The organism is Sporosarcina ureilytica (assembly GCF_001753205.1).
In the GTDB taxonomy this organism is placed as follows: Bacteria; Bacillota; Bacilli; order Bacillales_A; family Planococcaceae; genus Sporosarcina; species Sporosarcina ureilytica.
The window spans coordinates 1,496,558-1,520,175 of record NZ_CP017560.1 but is presented as its reverse complement, the minus strand read 5'-3'; the positions used below and the strand labels follow the sequence as shown (position 1 = coordinate 1,520,175).

Annotated in this window: 17 protein-coding genes, 3 rRNA genes, 3 pseudogenes and 1 riboswitch; of the genes and pseudogenes, 6 read left to right on the top strand and 17 right to left on the bottom strand. The window is 40.2% G+C overall.

Annotated features, from left to right (window positions below; translation table 11 throughout):
• The first annotated feature begins 219 nt into the window (after positions 1-219).
• The 3 genes from BI350_RS07590 to BI350_RS07580 are packed head-to-tail and all read left to right on the top strand — an operon-like array spanning position 220 to position 2,432.
• Complete coding sequence (locus BI350_RS07590) at positions 220-1,458, top strand: 3-isopropylmalate dehydratase large subunit (protein WP_075527544.1); 1,239 nt, start codon at positions 220-222, stop codon at positions 1,456-1,458.
• Position 1,459: 1 nt separating this feature from the next.
• Positions 1,460-1,951, top strand: a complete 492-nt coding sequence (locus tag BI350_RS07585; protein ID WP_075527543.1) for a 3-isopropylmalate dehydratase small subunit — start codon at positions 1,460-1,462, stop codon at positions 1,949-1,951.
• A 58-nt stretch (positions 1,952-2,009) separates the two neighbouring features.
• Complete coding sequence (locus BI350_RS07580; RefSeq protein WP_082294995.1) at positions 2,010-2,432, top strand: deoxycytidylate deaminase; 423 nt, start codon at positions 2,010-2,012, stop codon at positions 2,430-2,432.
• A 752-nt stretch (positions 2,433-3,184) separates the two neighbouring features.
• Here the strand turns inward: BI350_RS07580 and BI350_RS07575 are convergent.
• The 4 genes from BI350_RS07575 to BI350_RS07560 form a co-directional block, all read right to left on the bottom strand.
• Positions 3,185-5,098 (bottom strand): hypothetical protein, encoded by a 1,914-nt coding sequence (locus BI350_RS07575; RefSeq protein ID WP_075527541.1) that lies wholly within the window; start codon positions 5,096-5,098, stop codon positions 3,185-3,187.
• Positions 5,099-5,557: a Panacea domain-containing protein gene (locus BI350_RS07570; RefSeq protein ID WP_075527540.1), complete on the bottom strand. Its 459-nt coding sequence runs from the start codon at positions 5,555-5,557 to the stop codon at positions 5,099-5,101.
• 385 nt (positions 5,558-5,942) lie between these two features.
• Positions 5,943-6,773, bottom strand: coding sequence for an NERD domain-containing protein (locus tag BI350_RS17190; RefSeq protein WP_168157256.1), 831 nt, complete (start codon positions 6,771-6,773; stop codon positions 5,943-5,945).
• A gap of 483 nt (positions 6,774-7,256) precedes the next feature.
• Positions 7,257-7,532, bottom strand: coding sequence for a hypothetical protein (locus BI350_RS07560; protein ID WP_075527539.1), 276 nt, complete (start codon positions 7,530-7,532; stop codon positions 7,257-7,259).
• A 131-nt stretch (positions 7,533-7,663) separates the two neighbouring features.
• Between BI350_RS07560 and BI350_RS07555 the strand changes: the two genes are divergently transcribed.
• Positions 7,664-7,858 carry a hypothetical protein gene (locus tag BI350_RS07555; RefSeq protein ID WP_075527538.1) on the top strand — a complete coding sequence of 65 codons (195 nt, stop codon included), beginning with the start codon at positions 7,664-7,666 and terminating at the stop codon, positions 7,856-7,858.
• A gap of 125 nt (positions 7,859-7,983) precedes the next feature.
• Here the strand turns inward: BI350_RS07555 and BI350_RS07550 are convergent, their stop codons facing one another.
• The 8 genes and pseudogenes from BI350_RS07550 to BI350_RS07515 form a co-directional block, all read right to left on the bottom strand.
• Positions 7,984-8,190, bottom strand: a complete 207-nt coding sequence (locus BI350_RS07550; protein ID WP_075527537.1) for a hypothetical protein — start codon at positions 8,188-8,190, stop codon at positions 7,984-7,986.
• A 196-nt stretch (positions 8,191-8,386) separates the two neighbouring features.
• Positions 8,387-8,501 (bottom strand): 5S ribosomal RNA (rrf, locus tag BI350_RS07545).
• 71 nt (positions 8,502-8,572) lie between these two features.
• Positions 8,573-11,524: ribosomal RNA gene (locus BI350_RS07540) — 23S ribosomal RNA — on the bottom strand.
• Positions 11,525-11,714: 190 nt separating this feature from the next.
• Positions 11,715-13,269 (bottom strand): 16S ribosomal RNA (locus BI350_RS07535).
• The 16S, 23S and 5S rRNA genes sit together here, the layout of an rRNA operon.
• A gap of 362 nt (positions 13,270-13,631) precedes the next feature.
• Positions 13,632-13,895, bottom strand: a complete 264-nt coding sequence (locus BI350_RS07530; RefSeq protein WP_075527536.1) for a pro-sigmaK processing inhibitor BofA family protein — start codon at positions 13,893-13,895, stop codon at positions 13,632-13,634.
• A gap of 58 nt (positions 13,896-13,953) precedes the next feature.
• On the bottom strand, positions 13,954-14,109 hold the full coding sequence (locus tag BI350_RS07525; RefSeq protein ID WP_245698313.1) for a YaaL family protein: 156 nt from the start codon (positions 14,107-14,109) through the stop codon (positions 13,954-13,956).
• A gap of 65 nt (positions 14,110-14,174) precedes the next feature.
• Positions 14,175-14,285: pseudogene (locus BI350_RS16630) on the bottom strand (recombination protein RecR); the annotation flags it as partial.
• Positions 14,286-14,558: 273 nt separating this feature from the next.
• Positions 14,559-14,738 (bottom strand): hypothetical protein, encoded by a 180-nt coding sequence (locus BI350_RS07515; RefSeq protein ID WP_075527533.1) that lies wholly within the window; start codon positions 14,736-14,738, stop codon positions 14,559-14,561.
• 336 nt (positions 14,739-15,074) lie between these two features.
• Between BI350_RS07515 and BI350_RS07510 the strand changes: the two genes are divergently transcribed.
• Entirely contained in the window at positions 15,075-16,502 is a 1,428-nt protein-coding gene (locus tag BI350_RS07510) for an MDR family MFS transporter (protein WP_075527532.1), read from the top strand.
• Positions 16,503-16,652: pseudogene (locus BI350_RS17185) on the top strand (LLM class flavin-dependent oxidoreductase); the annotation flags it as partial.
• A 330-nt stretch (positions 16,653-16,982) separates the two neighbouring features.
• On the opposite strand, the gene BI350_RS07505 reads toward BI350_RS17185, so the two are convergent.
• The 5 genes and pseudogenes from BI350_RS07505 to BI350_RS07485 form a co-directional block, all read right to left on the bottom strand.
• Positions 16,983-18,275, bottom strand: coding sequence for a hypothetical protein (locus BI350_RS07505; protein WP_075527531.1), 1,293 nt, complete (start codon positions 18,273-18,275; stop codon positions 16,983-16,985).
• Between the two features lie 154 nt (positions 18,276-18,429).
• On the bottom strand, positions 18,430-19,836 hold the full coding sequence (locus tag BI350_RS07500; RefSeq protein WP_075527530.1) for a M20 family metallopeptidase: 1,407 nt from the start codon (positions 19,834-19,836) through the stop codon (positions 18,430-18,432).
• Positions 19,837-19,881: 45 nt separating this feature from the next.
• Positions 19,882-21,099, bottom strand: coding sequence for an MFS transporter (locus BI350_RS07495; RefSeq protein ID WP_075527529.1), 1,218 nt, complete (start codon positions 21,097-21,099; stop codon positions 19,882-19,884).
• Positions 21,100-21,582: 483 nt separating this feature from the next.
• Positions 21,583-21,681, bottom strand: a riboswitch (SAM riboswitch).
• Positions 21,682-21,683: 2 nt separating this feature from the next.
• Positions 21,684-22,097 (bottom strand): annotated as a pseudogene (locus BI350_RS07490) (sodium:calcium antiporter); the annotation flags it as partial.
• A gap of 64 nt (positions 22,098-22,161) precedes the next feature.
• Entirely contained in the window at positions 22,162-23,613 is a 1,452-nt protein-coding gene (locus tag BI350_RS07485) for a M20 family metallopeptidase (protein ID WP_075527528.1), read from the bottom strand.
• Between the last annotated feature and the right edge of the window lie 5 nt (positions 23,614-23,618).

Here is a 23,618-nt window from a genome sequence, read left to right as displayed (position 1 = left end):
GATTCAATAAAGTCAATGGATAATTCTGAATAGTATAACGAGATTAACTTCCGACACACTTGACAATTAAATTAATTCTTTTAATATTGAGTTAACTCCAATTGTTTTTAGAACGGGTTCCACATTATGAACCCGTTTTGTTCTCGATTGAGTGTACCTAAAAAATTAATTATTATTTATTAATCATTAAAATACTTCTAAATTGAAAGGTGATTCATTATGGGACAGACAATTATTGAAAAAATCATTTCAAATCACTCTTCAAAAAAAGCGAGGGCTGGGGATATCGCGATTGTAGATGTAGATTTAGTTATGGCTACAGATACAACAGGCCCACTTACAATCAAGGCGTTTGAGAATATGGGCGGAAAAAAAGTATGGGATTCAGATAAAATGATTCTTGTTATAGACCATGCATCCCCCGCTCCAAACGAAGGTATTGCAGTGCTTCATGACTTGATGAGGGAATTTGCTAACGAGCAAGGTATTAAACTTTACGATGTGGGTGATGGGATTTGCCATCAGTTAATAATGGATAATCATCACGTTAAGCCTGGGCAACTTGTTCTGGGAGCAGATTCCCACACTTGTACTTACGGTGCTGTAGGTGCCTTTGCAACAGGTGTTGGGTCTACGGATTTGGCTGGTGTAATGTTAACAGGTAAAACTTGGATTAAAGTTCCCGAGACGATTAAAATAAATCTTACTGGAAAATTGCAAAAAGGTGTAACTGCAAAAGATTTAATTTTACACTTGGTTGGTAGATTTGGAATTCAAGGTGCGACATACCAAGCGATAGAATTTACGGGAGAAGTTATCGAGAAAATGAGTCTAGATAGCCGTATGGTAATCGCAAACATGGTCATAGAAATGGGTGCAAAAGCTGGACTTGTAGATTTAAAAGGACTAGAGCTTCCTTATAAATATGACCCGGTTAAGGCAGATCCAGATGCGCACTATGTGAAAACCATTGAAATAGATGTCAGTCAGTTAGAAACTCAAATTGCTGTTCCACACTCTCCTGACAATATAAAAGGCATTTCAGAAATAGAAGATATTACCATTCAGCAAGCCTTTATTGGAAGTTGTACAAATGGAAGATTAGAAGATTTACATGCCGCTGCAGATATCCTCGAAGGTAAAAAGATTCATCCCAATGTCCGATTGATTATTGCACCTGCTTCTAGAAAAGTATTTCAGGACGCCTTGTCCGATGGGACAGTAGAGGTTTTATCTGCTGCCGGAGCAACTTTCCTACCTGCTGGTTGTGGACCGTGTGTTGGGACTCATCAGGGTATTCCAGGGAACAATGAAAACATCGCATCCTCGACAAATCGAAATTTTCAAGGAAGAATGGGTAATCGTAATTCCAATATCTACTTAGGTTCCCCGGCTTTCGTCGCATCAGCTGCATTAAAAGGCAAGATTACAAATCCCAAAAGGAGGTTATCAATCTAACATGATAATTAAAGGTAAAGCTCATGTATATGGTGATAATATTGATACGGATCGAATTATACCCGGTAAATATACAAAGACACTAGATATGCAACAACTTGCTAACCATGTATTAGAGGACATCGATCCCGACTTTCATAAAATTGTACAACCAGGCGATATTCTAGTTGCTGGTGAGAATTTCGGTTGCGGGTCATCACGTGAACAAGCTCCACTCGCGTTAAAGTCTGCTGGAATCTCACTTGTTGTAGCACATTCGTTTGCGAGAATTTTTTTCCGTAACGCTATTAATATTGGGCTTCCGTTGATTGAACTTCGCAAGTATGACATTAAATCTGCCGACACGTTGGAGATTAATATTAAAACTGGAGTCGTAAATAACATTAACAATGGTGAAAGTTATCAAGGCGCCCAAATGCCAGATGTTATGGTGAAAATTCTTAATGAAAATGGTTTAGTAAAATACTTAAAAAATCATAAATCCTATTCATAAAACAAAAACTTCTGCGTAAATATATTGGAGTTGGCCTATGAGAGAGGGGGGCTTTTATTTGATCACAGCAAAGGATTTAAGCTATATGGCAATGGCTGAAAAAATATCTAAAAAAGCTACTTGTAATCTATTGAATGTCGGTTGTGTTATTGTGAATAATAATATCGTCGTCTCAACGGGCTGGAATGCGGCAGTCAAAGGATATAAACCATGTGATGAGGTTGGTCATGTTATGTCTAATGACGGACGCTGTGTAAGACAAGTACACGCTGAAACAAATGCAATTTTAGCCACTAATGACATAGATGATTTACAAGGAGCGACCGTATATGTCACACTTGAACCCTGTGACAATTGTACTAAATTATTAAATCAATGCGGAATTAAAAAAGTGATTTACAAAAAAAGATTTAAAAACCCTTTCAATATGCATTTTATTGAACCTATGGAATGGATTTGTTTAGAAGATATTGATAGTTAACCTCGAAAATTTACACCTAATGAATTGTAGAACTTGCGCAATACAAAACTTTAGCTTTACACAATAAAATAGTATAAACAACAAGCAGAGGTCAATCAATCATTTATTGATTGGCCTCTTGTTTTTCTTTATGCATATCTAGTGTTTTGCAATATTTAAGATCATATATTCAAACAGGACAAGAGGTTATAAGAATTATTTTTACTAACAAATAATGATATACTGTAGATATTCGTTGGAAGGCGTAGGTCATGCCTGAGTCTAAATATTCTATTCTCATTTAAGTAAATGAGTAGTTCTCCGAATGTTCCATTTGATATTGAAGAGACCAAATCACCACAACGGAAAAGAATGGTTTGTTTACTGTCATAAGAAGCAGTTTGTGGTTATTAATATGCAACTCTTTTTGGGTGCCTGTAGTCTAGCCCCCTTTTTCGGACAGTGAATAATTATTGATTAGCTTTAGCTATGGAGACGGCGGGAGTCGAACCCGCGTCTCTTAGGAATAGCATGAGGTCAAGGTTTAAGGGTGTTTTCTTACCTTAAAATAATCTTTGACTATGGTTTTGACTATATTAGATTAAAATATAGCTTACGAAGACGAGAAATCTTAGTTGATTTCTTGAATATCTGATTTGACTGATAGCTCATTTAAATATTTAAGATTAATGGAGTTTTATTATCTAGTTTTCATAAATATTCCCATTTTCTTATCTATCGATAAAATGATACTGCATTGGATTATTATATCATTAGACAATTAAAATTTTAGATTGTTTATTCGTTAATAAGTCATTAATAACATCTTCTTTTATGCAAGATAAGTTGTATTCTTTATGTCGATCTTGTAATGAGTCCAATATACTTTCTCTAAATTCTAATTCAAGAAGACTTTTATATTCTTTAACTATACTCCTGTCGGAATAATAAGATTGTAATAATAATATTATGATGGTTTTATGAAAACAATATTTTAAAGAGTAGTCGTTTAAAGTAATTTTAGATAAGATTAAATCTTTTATCTTATCTTCGTATATTTCCACCTTCAATTCTTCAATCAGCGGAAATATTTCATCAAAACTTAAATGATTACACAGCCTTTTAGTTAGATACCCTACTGCTTTATAATTTTCAATTTCACATGCTTTAGTAATAGCAATTATTAAGTACTTAACAGTTTTCTCATCTAATTTTAAATTCAGATCACTTTCATTAAAACCAGTTACTGATTCTTCAGCTTTTTTAATATCCCTTGAAAAATTTGATTCTCCCTTTTGTATGTCTTTTCCTAATTTCTTTAAAGTATTAGATAGACTACCAAAAACCTTTGCAGAACCATATGTAGAAGGTATTATCTCACCATCTGTAATTGTATCATTTTCATTATATGTAACATTTTGCACCTTAAATAATAGGGATAAAATAACAGGCAAATCCACGTTATTATTGCTATTTATAATATTAAAAAGGAATCCAATAAATATATCCTCTAAATAGTTTCTTTCATTTTCTAAATTGACATTGGCTTTATTCTCAATAAATTTTGATTGATTAACTGTCGAATCAAAAAATCCCACCTCATTATTTGCTAAAGTTTGGAGTACATTCTCATTTTTCCCACTGAAATAAAGATACTCAATAATTTTATGTAATTCAATATAGTAACTCTTGATTAACAAATCATAGTTTTTCTTATAATTATATTTAAAGCCATCTAATTTCTCTTCTTTTAAATTCTCTCCAAATAGAGGAATACTGTTAAATATAGTAGTTAGTAGCATATGATTATATTTTTTCAAAGATATACTATTAGAGGTTTCAATAATTAGCTTATTAGTCAACGCTAGGGTCATATTATATAGATCCTTATTTAAATCTTCTACTTTAGGCGAATGAAATAATCTTTTTTGAACAGTCCCGACCACTGTCCTCCATCTAGTCAAATATTTCGATGTTAATTGGCTATTTTTCAAAGTTAAAAGGTACATTAGATTCTGATTATATATATCTAACTTTTTATTAATTTTCACCATATCTTTTTTATTAAGTGGCTTAATATCAACTCTATTATTAACTTTTTGTTCATACGCAAGAGCTGAGGTTTTATTAAAACTACTTAAAGCATCAACTTCACTAAGTATTGATAACCCTATATAGTTTCGATAAATGATTTTATCAATATTAAAAGATGAAACAAAATTGATTAGAGTATAGGTAAATATTAAGGTAGCTGTTATAAATGATGCGAAATTAATAAGTCCTAAAACCATGTATCTATTCCAATCCAAATGGAAAACCAATTGTATATAGTTTTGAATTATTGGATCAGGATAGTAAATTCTAGTTGGTAATGTCAATAATGATAAAAATGAAAAAAACACTCCAAACCCCATAATGATCGAATTAAAGGGAGATGAAAACTGAATGCTAGACATACTGAAGGTTTTCGTATAGATATATACATTCATAGTTACAATAGATCCTAAATAAAATATAGATAATCTAGAGTTAATTGTCGTATAAGTATTTACACTATCTTTTGATATAAAATAAGCAATAGCAATAAATATAACTATTAGAATAGGTACTAACAAAAATAACAGAATCCTGATTGCCTCAGTTAAATAATATTTTATCTTTTCATTTCCATTTCTTTTAAAGAACATTCAATTTTGTCCTCCGAAATAATTAACAATTATTTCCTGGTTTATGATATTATCTCCCTCACCATGGTAAACATTGTGCCAAGGACCATTCTGCACATGGCTAGCTTCCACTAAATCAAATGCACTTCTGTACCTAAGGTTTTCCCACACATTTTGAATAACTAAATTTTCACCTTCTGATAAGCCACTAAAATCACCTGTTTCATTTCTAGGTATATCATTCTGTCCATAAATATTAAACCTAAAATATGCTGAAGGTAAAACTGGCCCATATCTCCAAGCTTCAAATTCATCATCAACTATTAACCGTGATCCATTATGGACAGCAGAGTAAATACCCTGACAAAAATACAATAGCTTTTGCATTTTCAAATTACTTAACGCATAATACTTTCCTGTTTCCATGTCATTGTCACGTAAATAAAGCAAATAATTTGCTACATCTTGAACTGAGGCCATATCTCAATACCTCCTTCTGCAGTTATACTCCTATTATAATACATACTCCCCCTATTAGGAAGAAAACGCCCCTCCAAAAAGAACGCACGTTCCAAAATAACACGAAAATTAGTTGTATTATCAGTAAACTGTGATAACTTAAGTGATAAATATGAGCAGTGGGGCTAATATAAACTCTTCAAGCTCGTCATAATATTTTAGTGTCAAGTGCCTGTGCAAGGTCTAATAATGACAATTCACTGTTCTGAATAAAAACCCAATTAACATCAAGTTAAACACTGGTTATACTGGATTTCATTTTAACTTTATGCAATTGTAGTGTATTGTTCAAATAGTTTCCCACATAGGTACCCTTTATTAGCATAGCCGATTCAAATACCCACTACTAAGCATTTTTTGTAAACCTGCACTTTGGAAAACTGCTGCAACCGTAAAAGGAACCGTACTTTCCATCCCTTAATACCAATTCCACTTTACATTTGGGACAGATGTTTTGTTTAAGAAGCCGTTTCTCATTCCAAACCCTTTCTTTACGATTACTCTGAATATCTTGGACGTGCTGTTTTCTAACTTTCCTTTGTAATTTCTTGTCTTTCATGACAAGCCCTTCAAGTTTTATATTTATTTCCTGTAATTGGATTTCATTTAACCTATGTATATCCCACTCTTTTAACACCTTAGTCAAATTCATAAACTGAGTCACTCGCGCAGACCTAAAATCGTCCTTAAATTTTAATGTCGAGGCATTGGAAAATGCAATGATTGAATGAAGATATGCATCGTGTTCTTCACCAATGAAATTTTTTAGCGCTTGGATATGCCCATAATTTTGCCAAATCGGATTAAGCATTCTCTCTTTACGCTTATAGATGACCTGAGTCCAATATTTGTTATGTTCATTACCAAATATCCAACCATTATAATGTTTCGTTTCAATGACAAAAATTCCATAAGGTGAGGTAACAATATGATCTACTTGTGTCGTTCCCTTTTCGGTAGGCAAGTACAAATCATGAAATAATGTATAATTTGGTCCTAACCTATTTAATAATTGATTTACTTTCCTTTCCCCTGCAGCACCTTTAATAACAGAATAGTTTCGGTTTAGAAATATAACGCCAGTCAAAAAGACAAAAGCCAATAGAAGCGGATTTATAATAAACAAAATTGGCAATAAAACAAGTGCAACAGCAGCTACTATGATCCATTTTCCCACATCAAACCTCCAAAACTTATTGACCATCAGATATACTCAACTACGATTCTTAAACTATCAACACTTCTGGTAAGCTCTTCTTTCGGCATATTCGCAACAAGGTAAACACACTTTTGCTACTTTATTATTCGGAAGCCTATATCTTTGATAAGAAGATACTTTTCTTTTACAAATGCCACATTTGGACCTGAAGAAACTAAGCAAGAAACCACCCCTTCCCGGAACTTTACTCAATTAAAACAAATGGCTATTGAACTAGTTCCATACTACCATAAAGCGCTTTTTTATAATAGACGATTCAGGGTGTTGAATAAATCGTAAAAAATAATCCTGCCAAATATCGTTTTGGCAGGATTTTCCTTATCTAATAATAAAGAGTACTAATGAAGAGTACCTGAGTGAGATATAATTATAACAACGCTAGTGGCTACCCTGGACCTGTTAGCTAGAGACCTATAGCAAAACCTCAACATCATAATACTTCTAAGCTTTAATACACTCTTCCTTTAATGTTTCGATATCCATTAGTGGTGCCAAAAACTTCGTGTCTTTCGACTGAATAACGAGTAAATACTCAGCTTGCCCATTTTGCAGCAATTCGTTCACAAAACTAGAAATCAGTTCACGATTTATTTTAAATAGGTACACGTCACCATCTTCTTCAAAACCTACACGTATTTGAAATGTACTATCCTCATATCCTAGAGCTGTCTCCGATATAATTGGATAAGGGAAGTTTGCATCTTTTTTATAAATCATGTTACACCTCTACATAATGAATGGTACCAGGCACTGAAACTACTTAGAATTTGTCTGTACCTGCACTGTTTACTATTAATCATAAATTAAGTGAAGTTTCAATATATTTCATTAAGGAAAGGGGAGATATTTTGAATAATAATAAAGAAATGGCTATGGAACTGGCAAAAATATTCATTCAAAAAGAAAACGTCATTCCGATATCCACTATGAGTAGTGTAGATTCAAATTCATTTGTATATAAAATTGACGATAATACTTACACTTTTTTCGAAATATTATCTCATTTTCTAGATGCTGTTAACAAATTTGAAAAGTATAAATAAATATTTTCATTTTATAATCATTTAAATCCAACAGGTTTCATGAAAAAATATGGTGTTCCATATATACAGACTCATCATGTATTACCAGTTTCAAAATACTTGAGCCGCCAGCTATTGTTCCTCAATTATTGAACCTGCTCTCCTTGCAATGCGCTCGTTTTATCCTGTGCGTCAGCAATGACATCCTCTGGTTGATGAAAATCGTCCAGATCGTTTAACTCTGTAAAATCAAACGAGAGTGCTGAACGTACTCCAGGCGGCAATCCGGATAATTCCCCATACTTATGACCTGGCATGTGAAATGAAACAGGTTTCTCTTGATTAAACTCCACTAACCTTTGGACCCTATTCTCGATGTAATGACGTCAAGATTTAAGACGCTAACCTTATTAATATTATCGTTAAAAGAAGAACAGCTTTACTAACTTAGAAATAATCTTTTAGGGAGTCATGATAAATGTTTCTTCAATCTAATAATTTCATATATAACAAAAAGAGCCACTACCATCAGGTAATGACTCTTTTAGTGCTTGGCAACGTCCTACTCTTGCAGGGGCTAACCCCAACTACCATCGGCGCTGAAGAGCTTAACTTCCGTGTTCGGTATGGGAACGGGTGTGACCTCTTCGCTATCGCCACCAAACTATTGAGCAAAAATTGTTCACTCAAAACTGGATAAACAAAACATTGAATGACACAAATTGTCATGTATTTAAGGATAAGTCCTCAATCGATTAGTATCCGTCAGCTGCACATGTCGCCATGCTTCCACCTCGGACCTATCAACCTCATCATCTTTGAGGGATTTTACTTACTTACGTAATGGGAAATCTCATCTTGAGGGGGGCTTCATGCTTAGATGCTTTCAGCATTTATCCCGTCCATACGTAGCTACCCAGCTATGCCTTTGGCAAGACAACTGGTACACCAGCGGTATGTCCATCCCGGTCCTCTCGTACTAAGGACAGCTCCTCTCAAATTTCCTGCGCCCGCGACGGATAGGGACCGAACTGTCTCACGACGTTCTGAACCCAGCTCGCGTACCGCTTTAATGGGCGAACAGCCCAACCCTTGGGACCGACTACAGCCCCAGGATGCGATGAGCCGACATCGAGGTGCCAAACCTCCCCGTCGATGTGAACTCTTGGGAGAGATAAGCCTGTTATCCCCGGGGTAGCTTTTATCCGTTGAGCGATGGCCCTTCCATGCGGAACCACCGGATCACTAAGCCCGTCTTTCGACCCTGCTCGACTTGTAGGTCTCGCAGTCAAGCTCCCTTATGCCTTTGCACTCTACGAATGATGTCCAACCATTCTGAGGGAACCTTTGGGCGCCTCCGTTACTCTTTAGGAGGCGACCGCCCCAGTCAAACTGCCCGCCTGACACTGTCTCCTACCCCGCTAAGGGGCATGGGTTAGAATTCCAATACAGTCAGGGTAGTATCCCACCAATGCCTCCACCGAAGCTGGCGCTCCGGTTTCAAAGGCTCCTACCTATCCTGTACAGACTGCATCAGAATTCAATATCAGGTTGCAGTAAAGCTCCACGGGGTCTTTCCGTCCTGTCGCGGGTAACCTGCATCTTCACAGGTACTATAATTTCACCGAGTCTCTCGTTGAGACAGTGCCCAGATCGTTACGCCTTTCGTGCGGGTCGGAACTTACCCGACAAGGAATTTCGCTACCTTAGGACCGTTATAGTTACGGCCGCCGTTTACTGGGGCTTCGGTTCAAAGCTTCGCTTGCGCTAACCTCTCCCCTTAACCTTCCAGCACCGGGCAGGCGTCAGCCCCTATACGTCACCTTACGGTTTTGCAGAGACCTGTGTTTTTGCTAAACAGTCGCCTGGGCCTATTCACTGCGGCTCTCTCGGGCTTTAACACCCTATCAGAGCACCCCTTCTCCCGAAGTTACGGGGTCATTTTGCCGAGTTCCTTAACGAGAGTTCTCTCGATCACCTTAGGATTCTCTCCTCGCCTACCTGTGTCGGTTTGCGGTACGGGCACCTCCCGCCTCGTTAGAGGCTTTTCTTGGCAGCGTGAAATCAGGGACTCCGGGGAAAATTCCCCTTGCTATCACAGCTCAATGTTATAGAAACGGGATTTGCCTCGTTTCACACCTCACTGCTTAGACGCACATTACCAACCGTGCGCTCACCCTATCCTACTGCGTCCCCCCATTACTCAAACGGCGGGGAGGTGGTACAGGAATATCAACCTGTTATCCATCGTCTACGCCTTTCGGCCTCGACTTAGGTCCCGACTAACCCTGAGCGGACGAGCCTTCCTCAGGAAACCTTAGGCATTCGGTGGAAGGGATTCTCACCCTTCTTTCGCTACTCATACCGGCATTCTCACTTCTAGGCGCTCCACTAGTCCTTACAGTCTAGCTTCGACGCCCCTAGAACGCTCTCCTACCACTGACACCAAAGGTGTCAATCCACAGTTTCGGTGATTCGTTTAGCCCCGGTACATTTTCGGCGCAGCGCCACTCGACCAGTGAGCTATTACGCACTCTTTAAATGGTGGCTGCTTCTAAGCCAACATCCTGGTTGTCTGGGCAACGCCACATCCTTTTCCACTTAACGAATACTTGGGGACCTTAACTGGTGGTCTGGGTTGTTTCCCTCTCGACTACGAATCTTATCACCCGCAGTCTGACTCCCAAACAAAAATCATCGGCATTCGGAGTTTGTCTGAATTCGGTAACCCGGGATGGGCCCCTAGTCCAAACAGTGCTCTACCTCCGAGATTCTAACGTTTGAGGCTAGCCCTAAAGCTATTTCGGAGAGAACCAGCTATCTCCAGGTTCGATTGGAATTTCACCGCTACCCACACCTCATCCCCGCATTTTTCAACATACGTGGGTTCGGGCCTCCAGTAAGTGTTACCTTACCTTCACCCTGGACATGGGTAGATCACCTGGTTTCGGGTCTACGACTACATACTAAAACGCCCTATTCAGACTCGCTTTCGCTGCGGCTCCGCATTCTCTGCTTAACCTTGCATGTAATCAGTAACTCGCCGGTTCATTCTACAAAAGGCACGCCATCACTCAGCTTATTTCCGAAGAAACAGCATCGAGCTCTGACTACTTGTAGGCACACGGTTTCAGGATCTATTTCACTCCCCTTCCGGGGTGCTTTTCACCTTTCCCTCACGGTACTGGTTCACTATCGGTCACTAGGAAGTATTTAGCCTTGGGAGATGGTCCTCCCGGATTCCGACGGAATTTCACGTGTTCCGTCGTACTCAGGATCCACTCTGGAGAGAATACACTTTTGATTACGGGGCTATTACCCACTATGGCAGACCTTTCCAGGTCGCTTCATCTAATGCATTCCTTTGTAACTCCGTATAGAGTGTCCTACAACCCCAGGAAGCAAGCTTCCTGGTTTGGGCTGTTCCCGTTTCGCTCGCCGCTACTCAGGGAATCGATTTTCTTTCTCTTCCTCCGGGTACTTAGATGTTTCAGTTCTCCGGGTGTGCCTCATATACGCTATGTATTCACGTATATGTACTGCTCCATTACGAACAGTGGGTTTCCCCATTCGGAAATCTCTGGATCAAAGCTTACTTACAGCTCCCCAGAGCATATCGGTGTTAGTGCCGTCCTTCATAGGCTCCTAGTGCCAAGGCATCCGCCGTGCGCCCTTTCTAACTTAACCTTAAAACCAATGCTGTATAGCGATATACAACAATTGATTCATACATTACTACATTTGTGTTTATTTCAATGTCGTTTTATCCAGTTTTCAAAGAACAAGTAATGAAAGTTCATAGTAATGAACCCTCAAAACTGAACGCAAAACGTCAAGTTGAAGAGAACTTTCTCTTCATTCCGTTAAATATCCTTAGAAAGGAGGTGATCCAGCCGCACCTTCCGATACGGCTACCTTGTTACGACTTCACCCCAATCATCTGTCCCACCTTCGGCGGCTGGCTCCCAAAAGGGTTACCCCACCGACTTCGGGTGTTACAAACTCTCGTGGTGTGACGGGCGGTGTGTACAAGACCCGGGAACGTATTCACCGTGGCATGCTGATCCACGATTACTAGCGATTCCTGCTTCATGCAGGCGAGTTGCAGCCTGCAATCCGAACTGGGAACGGTTTTATGGGATTAGCTCCCCCTCGCGGGTTGGCAACCCTCTGTACCGTCCATTGTAGCACGTGTGTAGCCCAGGTCATAAGGGGCATGATGATTTGACGTCATCCCCACCTTCCTCCGGTTTGTCACCGGCAGTCACCTTAGAGTGCCCAACTGAATGCTGGCAACTAAGGTCAAGGGTTGCGCTCGTTACGGGACTTAACCCAACATCTCACGACACGAGCTGACGACAACCATGCACCACCTGTCACCACTGTCCCCGAAGGGAAAGGTATATCTCTATACCGGTCAGCGGGATGTCAAGACCTGGTAAGGTTCTTCGCGTAGCTTCGAATTAAACCACATGCTCCACCGCTTGTGCGGGTCCCCGTCAATTCCTTTGAGTTTCAGCCTTGCGGCCGTACTCCCCAGGCGGAGTGCTTAATGCGTTTGCTCCAGCACTAAGGGGCGGAAACCCCCTAACACTTAGCACTCATCGTTTACGGCATGGACTACCAGGGTATCTAATCCTGTTTGCTCCCCATGCTTTCGCGCCTCAGCGTCAGTTACAGACCAGAAAGCCGCCTTCGCCACTGGTGTTCCTCCACATCTCTACGCATTTCACCGCTACACGTGGAATTCCGCTTTCCTCTTCTGTACTCAAGCCTTCCAGTTTCCAATGACCTTCCACGGTTAAGCCGTGGGCTTTCACATCAGACTTAAAAGGCCGCCTGCGCGCGCTTTACGCCCAATAATTCCGGACAACGCTTGCCACCTACGTATTACCGCGGCTGCTGGCACGTAGTTAGCCGTGGCTTTCTAATGAGGTACCGTCAAGGTACAGGCAGTTACTCCTGTACTTGTTCTTCCCTCACAACAGAGCTTTACGATCCGAAAACCTTCTTCGCTCACGCGGCGTTGCTCCATCAGACTTTCGTCCATTGTGGAAGATTCCCTACTGCTGCCTCCCGTAGGAGTCTGGGCCGTGTCTCAGTCCCAGTGTGGCCGATCACCCTCTCAGGTCGGCTACGCATCGTCGCCTTGGTAAGCCGTTACCTCACCAACTAGCTAATGCGCCGCGGGCCCATCCTGCAGTGACAGCATAGCCGTCTTTCAGAGTTCCTTCATGCGAAGGAACTGATTATTCGGTATTAGCCCCGGTTTCCCGGAGTTATCCCCAACTGCAGGGCAGGTTGCCCACGTGTTACTCACCCATCCGCCGCTAACAAAGGAAGAAACAAGTTTCTTCCTTTGTTCGCTCGACTTGCATGTATTAGGCACGCCGCCAGCGTTCGTCCTGAGCCAGGATCAAACTCTCCATAATAGAGAAATTCGATTAGCTCGATTTCTTTTGCTGGCATCTTTAAGATGTCCATTTGAATCCGAAGATTCATTCCCTACAAACCAACGAGTTGATTTGTAGTTGTTATATCTTGACGTTTTGCTGTTCAGTTTTCAAGGTTCATATATAGAAGGAACTTTTCAGAATTTCCTCCGGCCGCTTCTTTCGCTCTTCCGAAGCAACTCTTATATCATATCACAACTCCGAATTCGATGTCAACAACAAATTTAAAATTCTTTTTCGTTGTTTTCGTCCGTTGATTGTCGGTGTTTGCTGTTGTTTGTATTGCTCGAATTAGCAAGGTAATAACTATACCACCTTCTCCTTTATAATGCAACCCCTATTTATGAAATAAATGCAATCGCACAAATTGAAGCGAGACCTGGAATGCCAAGTATCGTAATAACAAGCCCTGATGCAATGTTAACCGGGACATAAACACCAAAGAATCCAGCGACTACGTTTAAAATAAAAAGAGCTAGAAAGGAAAAAGCTAGACGGAACCAATAGATTGAAATAAACTCGAACATGCTTTTCACACGCTTCTTGTCCATCACTAATAGAAACAATATAAATCCTACGATAAAAATACTAATGGTTGCCTTCATGAGGAACACTCCTTTTTTATGTGAATGCTCCATCCATACGCAACCATATGAAAATATATTAATCTCTACCTAAATTTCTTGCCTTTGCTTCCTTATATAGATAGAAATGTTTACTCTCAGTAATTTTACGACGTATAAAAACTTCTTGATCATAATCATCAAGATGGTTTTCAATAACCTTCGCTTGTTCCCATTCATCTCTTGTTGCCGTCATTAACGATCTTAGCCTGTCGTCAAATATTCGTTTAAGCTTACTCTTCCTAGACACCGCTTCTTTTATCACTCTCTGCGTCCCTCGAGTGCTTTAGATAATGTAACTTCATCTGCATATTCAAGGTCTCCACCGACTGGTATCCCGTGTGCAATTCTTGTCGTTTTGATGCCAGATGGTCCATTGGGTTTTAGAAACATGGCAAGGGAAAAGGTCAGAATATGGATTAAATAGGAACTACGCCATGCCGTGTTATGCGGCATGGTTTTTTAAATACTTAAAACCTTCTCATACCCGCGGTGGCATCAGCGGAATTCATTCAGTCTAGTAGAAATGGAGTTTACCAATTTCAGATATACGAGTGCCACCTAAACATTCAAAGTGTTTGAAACATCCCTACAAAATCAAATAGAAAAAGCAGGAAGCTTTCTCCCGCTTTTTGTCTGAATTTCTTATTGGGGTCCCCCAACGATTCGCTCATAATCAACTGGTTTTGGTGAGATTGCTCTTTCCAAAGCAGGCGTGTCCGGACGTGCAACCTGATAGACTGCTGCCCCAACGATTTCTGCTGTTTCTTGGAGTTTCTCTTTACTAATGTGAGTGTCAGTCACTGAAACTAACATGAAATTCATGTTTATTACAATTACTGTGTTTGTATGCGTGACTGCACTTGAAATGATCCACTTATCGCTGTTCCATAGAGTGGATCTCTTTTTCTATTGGTCGAAGTAGTGAAAGGTACCAAAAATGCGCATCAGATATCATTGTTTTTGTTAGGACATGTACCTTGCATGCCTGACTTAGTGTATCAATTTTCTGGTTCTAGTACATGATACATTTATGGCATTTCTTCAGATTGTTTCCTTATGAGATGCGTAAACCGTAATACCATTTGTTAACGCATCTAGCATGCATGCTGAATCAATTTGTTTGGGGAACAAGTAACTAAAAGAGGCGGTTAATAGGTAATGAAAAACTCTCAAACCTTTGAGTTCAAAAAGATTATTCCACTGCTGGCTGTTTTATTATCTGGTGCATTTATTACGATTTTAAATCAAACCCTTCTTGCAACAGCCCTGCCGCCAATCATGAAGGATCTTCATGTGACAGAAAGTACAGTTCAGTGGCTACAGTCGATTTTCATGCTCGTCAACGGAATTATGATTCCAATAACAGCATTTTTAATCGGTAAATTTACAACACGAAAATTATTCATTACAGCGATGAGTATATTCGCCTTTGGTACATTCCTTTCTGCAATTTCTCCTAATTTCCCCGTTTTATTATTAGGAAGGGTTTTCCAAGGTGCAGGTGCTGGTATTATGATGCCACTCTTACAGACGATCATGTTTCTACTCTTCCCTATCGAACAACGAGGAAAAGCGATGGGGATGTTTGGTCTTGTTATTGCATTCGCACCGGCAATTGGGCCGAGCCTATCGGGGTATCTTGTGGATCATTTCGCATGGAAAAGCGTCTTTTACGTTGTCCTTCCGATTGCCCTCATCATTATCATTGCGGCTTTCTTTTTACTGAAAAACGTTACGGAATTAACCAATCCAAAGATGGATTACTTGTCAATTGTTCTCTCTACACTTGGTTTCGGTGGGCTCCTTTACGGCTTCAGTATCGCCGGTAACGATGGATGGCTCCATCTAAACGTTGCCGTATCCATAGTAGTCGGAGCTGTTTCACTCTTACTATTCATTCAGCGACAATTGAAATTGGATGAGCCTATTCTTGAATTCCGGGTGTTTAAGTATATGGTGTTTACATTGGCGACTGGGCTCGGCATGATTGTATACGCATCTATGATTGCAGGGACCGTGATTTTGCCAATCTTCATGCAGACTATGCTTGGATTTAACGCCTTCCATTCCGGTCTGATGCTCTTGCCAGGCGCAATTGTAATGGGAATTTTGAATCCAGTGACAGGAACACTGTTCGATAAATACGGGGCAAAGTGGCTGTTGCGCACAGGATTTGTCATCCTTACAGTAACAACGTTCATGTTTGCAAACCTATCCGAAGAAATAAGTTTTACATATTTAGCAGTCTTGAATGCGGTTCGGATATTAGGTATTTCTTTGGTCATGATGCCGTCTACAACACTTGGGTTGAATCAGTTACCTAATCACCTAATCACTCACGGTACCGCCATGAACAATACGTTCCGTCAAATCGCTGGTGCAATTGGCACTGCGGTTCTGGTTGCGATTACGATAACAGCCGCGATAGATGACGGCTCGGTTGCAGGTGCCATCCGCGGGGTGAATGTAGCCTTCCATGTGGCTGGATATATTGCATTCTTCGGCCTCTTGTTGTCATTTACAATTCGGGATTCGAAGCGTAGCAAAAGCTCAGAGGATATTAATGGTGCCAGTCACTGGAACTAGCCCAGCGAATTAAATGCATTTGTTGATAAAGTTGTTCCTATCCTTCAAAAGCGTGGAATTTTTCGGACGGAATACGAAGGGACTACATTACGAGAAAATTTAGAGTTGCCTTCTGCAGAAAACCGATATTCACTTAGGCGTGATGAATAACGGCGCCTACGAAAGTGCAATTATAATCTTTAACTTAAGGTAACCATACAAACATAGGCCAATCAAATATTAAATTGATTGGCCTTTTAATTTTATACATACAATTGTGTTCATTTCCTGAATAATGTCTTGCACAAGTACCCGTAATTTAGCAGAAAACTAGTATCAGAGCCACTTAGAGCGTTCCAACAAAACCTCCTCAACCGCTTACTCAATCGAAGTTTCGTATCCACCCCACCACCGTTGTCAGAATAGTGTTCAAGTTGCGTGAGTGACTGTCACCAATAAAACCACCAATAAAACCACAAACGAAGCTAACGTGTTGATAGTTCAATTCAGTTGATATACTTTCACAGGTCTCCCTCTTGCATAATGTGATTCTTCTCCAACACATTCTATTAAACTTACTCTATCCAAATTAGATACAATTCGCTGAGCATTGCGTTCACTCATTTTTAAATGAATGGCTAAATCTTTCGTCGTGAAATTCGTCCATTCCATTTTTCTGATTAAAGATTCAATTCGCTTATACGTTTTGATGCTAACTTTACCTTCTTTTAATTTCGCCAAAAATTCTTTATCATCTGTCCGGTAGTCATAGGCTAGTTCCTCTTCCGCACCAACTGCATCAATCATCGCTCCATCTTCTTGAATAATGACGATATCCTGCTTCTCTTTTCTCTTGGATTCCCGAATCGCACGATAGGCATTCGTCTCTGCCGTGAAGACCGTCTGTCCGAAACCAATCCCGACCGCAATACCAGAACCTGCTTCAACTGAAAGGTAATTCACTTTTTCTTTCAATGTACCGATTTCTCTTTCGACTGCTCCCCTTGTGCTAAAAATTGCATAGCGCCCATTACCTTGTTCAAAAAGCGAACCATCCAATCTTTCACAAAGCTGGATAAGCGTCTTCTTCAAATGCAATTCCAAATAATCCAATTGATAGGATTCCCTCATTCTCTCTTTAATCGTGTCATAATCTAAAATCTCAATCATTTCTACACTGATTTGTGTATCCTTATAATAGGACGTTTTAATTTTCTCGAAAAACATCCGAATGGAGTGGAAAATTTCACTTCGCGTTGGGGATAACCAAAATGCTGGAATACCCGCTTCTTGTAAATCTTCATAAACGGTTGGATAACAAGTTAAAACCGCTTCTATTTTATTTTGTTTCCATAACTCATAATGAAAATCAAATAATTCTGCTGTTTCAACCTCGACATCGAATCTTTTAATATATACTTCCGCCATCGTTCCTTCTAACTGGGACAACTCATCAGGGCAATATGACGCAATCATATCTATGCTAATCCGTTCCGGCAGTTTTCTACTTTCATGTGAAAGTGTCACAATTCCTTTATAAATACCTAATTCACCAGAATCTATATAGAGAAAGTTTTCATGTTCCCCCACAGTATTCACTGCTATCTTATACGGGATATAGCCTGAAAAAAGCCAATAATCTACTGGTGACTCAGAGTTCGACACAAAATCTTTCACTTCGGTTGTTTTTGTATAAATATAAGGGACGAATTCCAATTCTTGTTCAATCTCTCTTGCCAATGTGAGAATCCTGTTCACGGATTGACTAGGACCGACAACCGCAACTTTGTACATGACGAATACCTACTTTCTGAACGTGTATGTTAATTAATTTTATTGTTAACTCCCATTGAAATCCAGTGAAGTCAAAACCTATCACCTGTCATACAAGCAATAGAATCCCAAAAGAGGCTGAATCAATTCAGCCTCCAAATAAAATATGAAGTTTTCATTTCACCGAGTCAGGGATTAATGAGGCGTATGTCTTACCATCCAAACGTTCCTGCAACTCAGCTTTGGCCTGTTCAATAATTGCGGGGTTTTCCATCGCTTGGATGGCTGTCGCCGCAATTACTTTCCCTGCCTGTAGCATCCCTTTATGCGCAATCGGTGTAACTCCCTGCGAAACGACTTGCCACGTATGAAGTGGGGTGCCGAGTGCAAAACAAGTTGTCAGACATTGCATCGTCGGAACAATCCAACTGACATCCCCTACATCTGTAGAGCCCGATAATACAGCATCCGAGGGATTATGTGAGGGAATAAAATCAGCAATGTCCAGTTCTTTCAATTTTTTAACTGTTTCCCTATCGCGTCCCACATACACATTGTTTAAATCATCCTGTGAAAGCGTACTTCGAATCTCTTTGGCGAATTTTTGATCCGCTTCATCATAAGAAGGAATCTCGACTTTCATTAAATTCTCGTACATCACATCCGCAAGCACAGTATTAGGGATTAAGTTAGAAGCAGTCCCTTCGAATTCCACTTCAAACGTCGTGCCTGTCATTAAGGCCGCTCCGCGTGCAATGTCATAGACTCTTTCGTAAAGCGATTGAACTTCATCCTTCTCCAGAGCTCGTATCAAATAGACGACTTCGGCATTCGCTTGGACCACATTCGGTGAGATGCCGCCTGTATCCGTAACTGCGTAATGGATACGGGCATCCTGAACCATATGCTCTCTCAAATAATTCACACCGACATTCATCAATTCCACCGCATCCAGTGCACTCCTACCTAAATGAGGCGCCGCTGCTGCGTGGGCACTTTTCCCTTTAAACCTAAAACGAGCAGAGTAATTAGCGAGCGTCTTCACGTCCATAAGACCGGGAACATCCCAAGGGTGCCATGAAAACGCAGCATCCACATCGTCAAACAGACCAGCACGAGCCATGAATGCTTTGCCAGAACCGGCTTCTTCAGCAGGACAGCCATAGTAGCGAACTGTTCCTTTTAACTGATTTAGCTCCATATACTCTTTAATTGCAACAGCCGCGGCAAAAGCGCCTGTTCCTAGTAGATTATGACCACAGCCATGACCATTTCCACCATCGACAACTGGATCGTGATGAGTAAGTCCCTTTTTCTGACTAAGCCCTGCCAATGCATCATATTCACCCAAAATCGCGACAACAGGCTTCCCGCTTCCGTAACTTCCAATAAAAGCAGTTTCCAGTCCTGCTAGGCCATGCTCGACCTTAAAACCTTCTTCTTCCAAAGCATCTCTTAAATAAGCAGACGATTGATGTTCCTCGAAACACAATTCCGGTACATCCCAGATTTTATCGCTCAGCGCAATGAACTTTTCTCTTTTTTGCTCGATTAGCTTTGAAACCGCTTTCTGTAAACTCATCATTCATCTCTCCTCTAAGTAAATTGCCGTTACATAGCATCACTTTCATTGCTCAGCTTGAAGCAACCCGCCTTTTCGATAATTCAACGTCAATAATGAAACCATACAAATGATAGCAAAAATGATTAACATCCAAAAAGCAGCATCATACGATCCATTAAACATCTGTACAATAAACCCGATGGCAAGCGGTGTAATAAAGCCAGCTAACTGACCGCCAGTATTCGCGACCCCCATGCTTGTACCTATTACAGAAGACGGTAACCTTTTCAATATAATAGCTGGTAATAAAAGCATTATAAATGAAATGAACATAATCACTATTGTTTGGTAAGTGATGAACATCGTCACGTTCGGCGCATTGAACATGAGGTATAAAATACACCCAATGAGGACACAAGAAATTGCTCCAATCACTTTCTCTCGCCCTTCCGGAAGCCTATCAATCACATATCCAGATAAGAAAATTGCAAAGACCATTGCTAAACCTGGAATTGTTTGCACCCATCCAAGTGAAATTAAATCAAGTCCACGTATATTGACAAGATAAGTCGGCAACCAAGTCGCTAAACCCCAGTTAATCGCGTAAATGCTGTAATAGGCGATAAATAGATTCAACATTAACGGTGTTTTAATCAATTGCTTGAAAACGCTCTCTTGATTCGCGCCAACTGGTTTGAATTCTTCCTCTTTAATGCCCTCGGGTAGCTTGATGAAAATCCAGTAAAAAACAGAAATAATAAGACCGATAGCACCCAGTACTAGAAAAGATACACGCCAACCGATTGTTGTCAGCATATAAACTGATAAAACTGGTACAATCAGTGAAACAATACCGCTAGTTGAAAGCATAATAGACATGGCCCAAGCTCTTTTTGAACTTGGAAACGTTTGCGAAATTAGTTTTGAACTTGAAGGTTGAAATCCACCTTCTCCAATCCCGAATAAGAAACGGATTATAATCATCGAAGTCAATGACCAAACTGCCCCTGTCATCGCTGTAAAAATCGACCACATCAAGACAGATACAATTAAGACTCTCCTAGAACCGAATTTATCTGCCAGCCAACCACCCGGGATTTGCATTAACGCATATCCCGCAAAAAAACTACTAAGGATAAGTCCAGTACTTGTAGGACTCAATTGTAAATCTTCAGTGATGGACAATATTGCATAGTTTATAAAATAGCGATCGAAGTTACCGATGGCCCAACCTATAAAAAGTAATAACAAAATCAAGTTTCTTTGTTTCTTAGAAACCATATGTAATCCCCCTTTTCTGAAAAAAATTCCTGCATTCGCTATTTAACGTAAACTTAACGAAATTGTCGCTATATTAGATACTATAAACAGGAATTGAAATTAATGCAATATTTCTTTTAGTGAAGGGTACCTGCGCCGTACAATTATGACAATTCATGACCTTGGATAAAAATCCAAGAGGGTATCGTCAAAGTATTATATAGTCAATATCTCCTCTTTTGTTTCATGCACGACGATTCGATCTACGCCCAACCATTTCCCCAACAAAATACGGGAAACTTTAGTGTCGCGTGCCTGTGCAAGAAACTATCGTGAATGTTTAAACAATCATGATTGTTTTTCGCACAGGTACGCGAATTTAACTTTTTCAATAAACATGCATGCTGGCGAGAAAGTTCACAGCTCATACCGCCATATCGAACCTCGTACTCATTCGTCGTCAAATCTAGCAACACTTCATCAGCTTCAATTTGTTCTTCATTTTCCTCATCATTCAGGTTCCCCTGTTGGATGTAGCACCTTACCACTGGCAGGTTGCTGAGACTTCGTTTGGCCAATTCCCTCCACCTCTCTTAATAAGAAAATATATTTTCACCCCAACTGACGTTCTTAGATGCTGGTCCGTTCGCTGCATTTTTCCGGCTTTTCAGGCCAATTTCAATTACAAAATACATAAAAATAGAAAGGAACAACAAAAGGATCAACCCATCACTGCGCGTGATCATATTGCTACTGAACCCTTGTAATGCAATGTCACTCATAAGAATAAGTAATGCCACGCTTGCGAGTATCATAAATGGGATCTCTTTTCTAATCGTCTCACTTTCAACCATTAAAGGATATAGAAAGGCAGTCACTCCTACAACGAGTGTCGCGTTAAGAATATTACTACCGACTACATTTCATACTGCAACATCGGCATTCCCTTCAAGTGCTGCAATAATACTAACAGTCGCTTCCGGAGAACTTGTTCCTAAAGCAACAATTGTTAACCAAATCCATGTATAGTAAAAAACCCGCTGTCATTCTGTTACCTAAGAATGACAGCGGGTTCTCAATGTTTTATTTTAATGCAGAAGGCTGTACACCTTTTGGAATCGGACACTTATAAGGATTGTCTTTAAATGTTTCCTTATGTTCCGCCTTAATTTCTTCAAGTTTTTCAGGATGCGCCAACACTTCGATTGCAGTTAAGGCCATCGTCATTCCTGCACGTAACATGCCTTGGTGTGCAACGGTTGAAACGCCTTGTGTTACCATTTGCCATGAATGGAATGGTGTTCCCACTGCATATGTAGCTACTGTACATTGTGCGGTTGGAACTGCCCAACTAACGTCCCCTACATCCGTCGAACCAGGCATCGCTTCGTTCGACGGTGTATATTCACTCACAAAATCGCTAATATAGAGATTTTTCATTTTTTGTTGGTCTTCATACGAGCCCATACCGAACATTTCCAATGAACTAATTGCGCTTCTTTGTTCACCTTCATTTAATGTATCCCAAATATCTTTCGCATACGCGATTTCATCATCTGAATAAGAGATATCTTCTTCAAGGCTTTTCAGTTTGCGGTGCATAATTCTTTCTAAGCTTCGATTTGGCATGTAATTTGAACACGCTTTATCTATTTCAATAGACACTGAAGTTTCGGTCATCAACGCCGCACCTTCAGCGATTTTACAAATTCGTTGATAGATCGACTCTACATCTTCTAGTTGTGGTGAGCGAATTAAGTATAAAACTTCAGCATCCGCTTGGACAACGTTTGGTGATGCGCCTCCTGTATTCGTGACCGCATAATGGAATCGCGCATCTGGTTTCACGTGCTCTCTTAAATAGTTCACCCCAACGTTCATTAATTCCACCGCATCTAATGCACTTCTTCCGAGGTGTGGAGATGCTGCTGCGTGTGAACTAATGCCTTTAAAACGGAAAAAAACTTGATAGTTCGCTAATGAACTTTTACTCATGACTCCCGTATGAGAGGAAGGATGCCATGTTAACGCAAGGTCTAAATGATCAAATGCCCCTTCACGCGCCATGAACGTTTTTCCCGATCCGCCTTCTTCTCCTGGACAACCAAAATATTGAACCGTGCCTGGTAGATTATTCGCTCGTAAATATTCTTTCACCGCGATTGCCGCTGCAAGCGCACCTGTACCTAAAAGGTTATGTCCGCATCCATGCCCGTTTCCGCCTTCTTCAACAGACTCTTGTTTCGCCGTAAGCCCTTTTTGGCTTAGACCAGAAAGCGCGTCAAATTCCCCAAGAAATCCAATGACCGGACTCCCCGCCCCGAATGAACCGATAAACGCCGTGCTCATACCAGCTACATTTTTCTCAACGGTAAAGCCTTGTGCTTCTAGTACACCCATCAAATGATTCGCAGATTTATATTCTTCAAATCTTGTTTCAGGATGTTCCCAAATGAAATCACTAATTTCTTTAAGTACGTCACTTTTTTCCAATATCGTGTTTTTTACAAAAGCATTTACATCACTTATTGTCATAGCAT

Excerpts from the sequence above, each read along its gene's own strand:
- BI350_RS07590 (WP_075527544.1), top strand. The coding sequence starts at position 220 with ATGGGACAGACAATTATTGAAAAAATCATTTCAAATCACTCTTCAAAA.
- BI350_RS07585 (WP_075527543.1), top strand. The coding sequence starts at position 1,460 with ATGATAATTAAAGGTAAAGCTCATGTATATGGTGATAATATTGATACG.
- BI350_RS07575 (WP_075527541.1), bottom strand. The coding sequence starts at position 5,098 with ATGTTCTTTAAAAGAAATGGAAATGAAAAGATAAAATATTATTTAACT.
- BI350_RS07570 (WP_075527540.1), bottom strand. The coding sequence starts at position 5,557 with ATGGCCTCAGTTCAAGATGTAGCAAATTATTTGCTTTATTTACGTGAC.
- BI350_RS07560 (WP_075527539.1), bottom strand. The coding sequence starts at position 7,532 with ATGATTTATAAAAAAGATGCAAACTTCCCTTATCCAATTATATCGGAG.
- BI350_RS07530 (WP_075527536.1), bottom strand. The coding sequence starts at position 13,895 with ATGAAGGCAACCATTAGTATTTTTATCGTAGGATTTATATTGTTTCTA.
- BI350_RS07525 (WP_245698313.1), bottom strand. The coding sequence starts at position 14,109 with ATGACGGCAACAAGAGATGAATGGGAACAAGCGAAGGTTATTGAAAAC.
- BI350_RS07515 (WP_075527533.1), bottom strand. The coding sequence starts at position 14,738 with ATGAATTTCATGTTAGTTTCAGTGACTGACACTCACATTAGTAAAGAG.
- BI350_RS07510 (WP_075527532.1), top strand. The coding sequence starts at position 15,075 with ATGAAAAACTCTCAAACCTTTGAGTTCAAAAAGATTATTCCACTGCTG.
- BI350_RS07505 (WP_075527531.1), bottom strand. The coding sequence starts at position 18,275 with ATGTACAAAGTTGCGGTTGTCGGTCCTAGTCAATCCGTGAACAGGATT.
- BI350_RS07500 (WP_075527530.1), bottom strand. The coding sequence starts at position 19,836 with ATGAGTTTACAGAAAGCGGTTTCAAAGCTAATCGAGCAAAAAAGAGAA.
- BI350_RS07495 (WP_075527529.1), bottom strand. The coding sequence starts at position 21,099 with ATGGTTTCTAAGAAACAAAGAAACTTGATTTTGTTATTACTTTTTATA.
- BI350_RS07485 (WP_075527528.1), bottom strand. The coding sequence starts at position 23,613 with ATGACAATAAGTGATGTAAATGCTTTTGTAAAAAACACGATATTGGAA.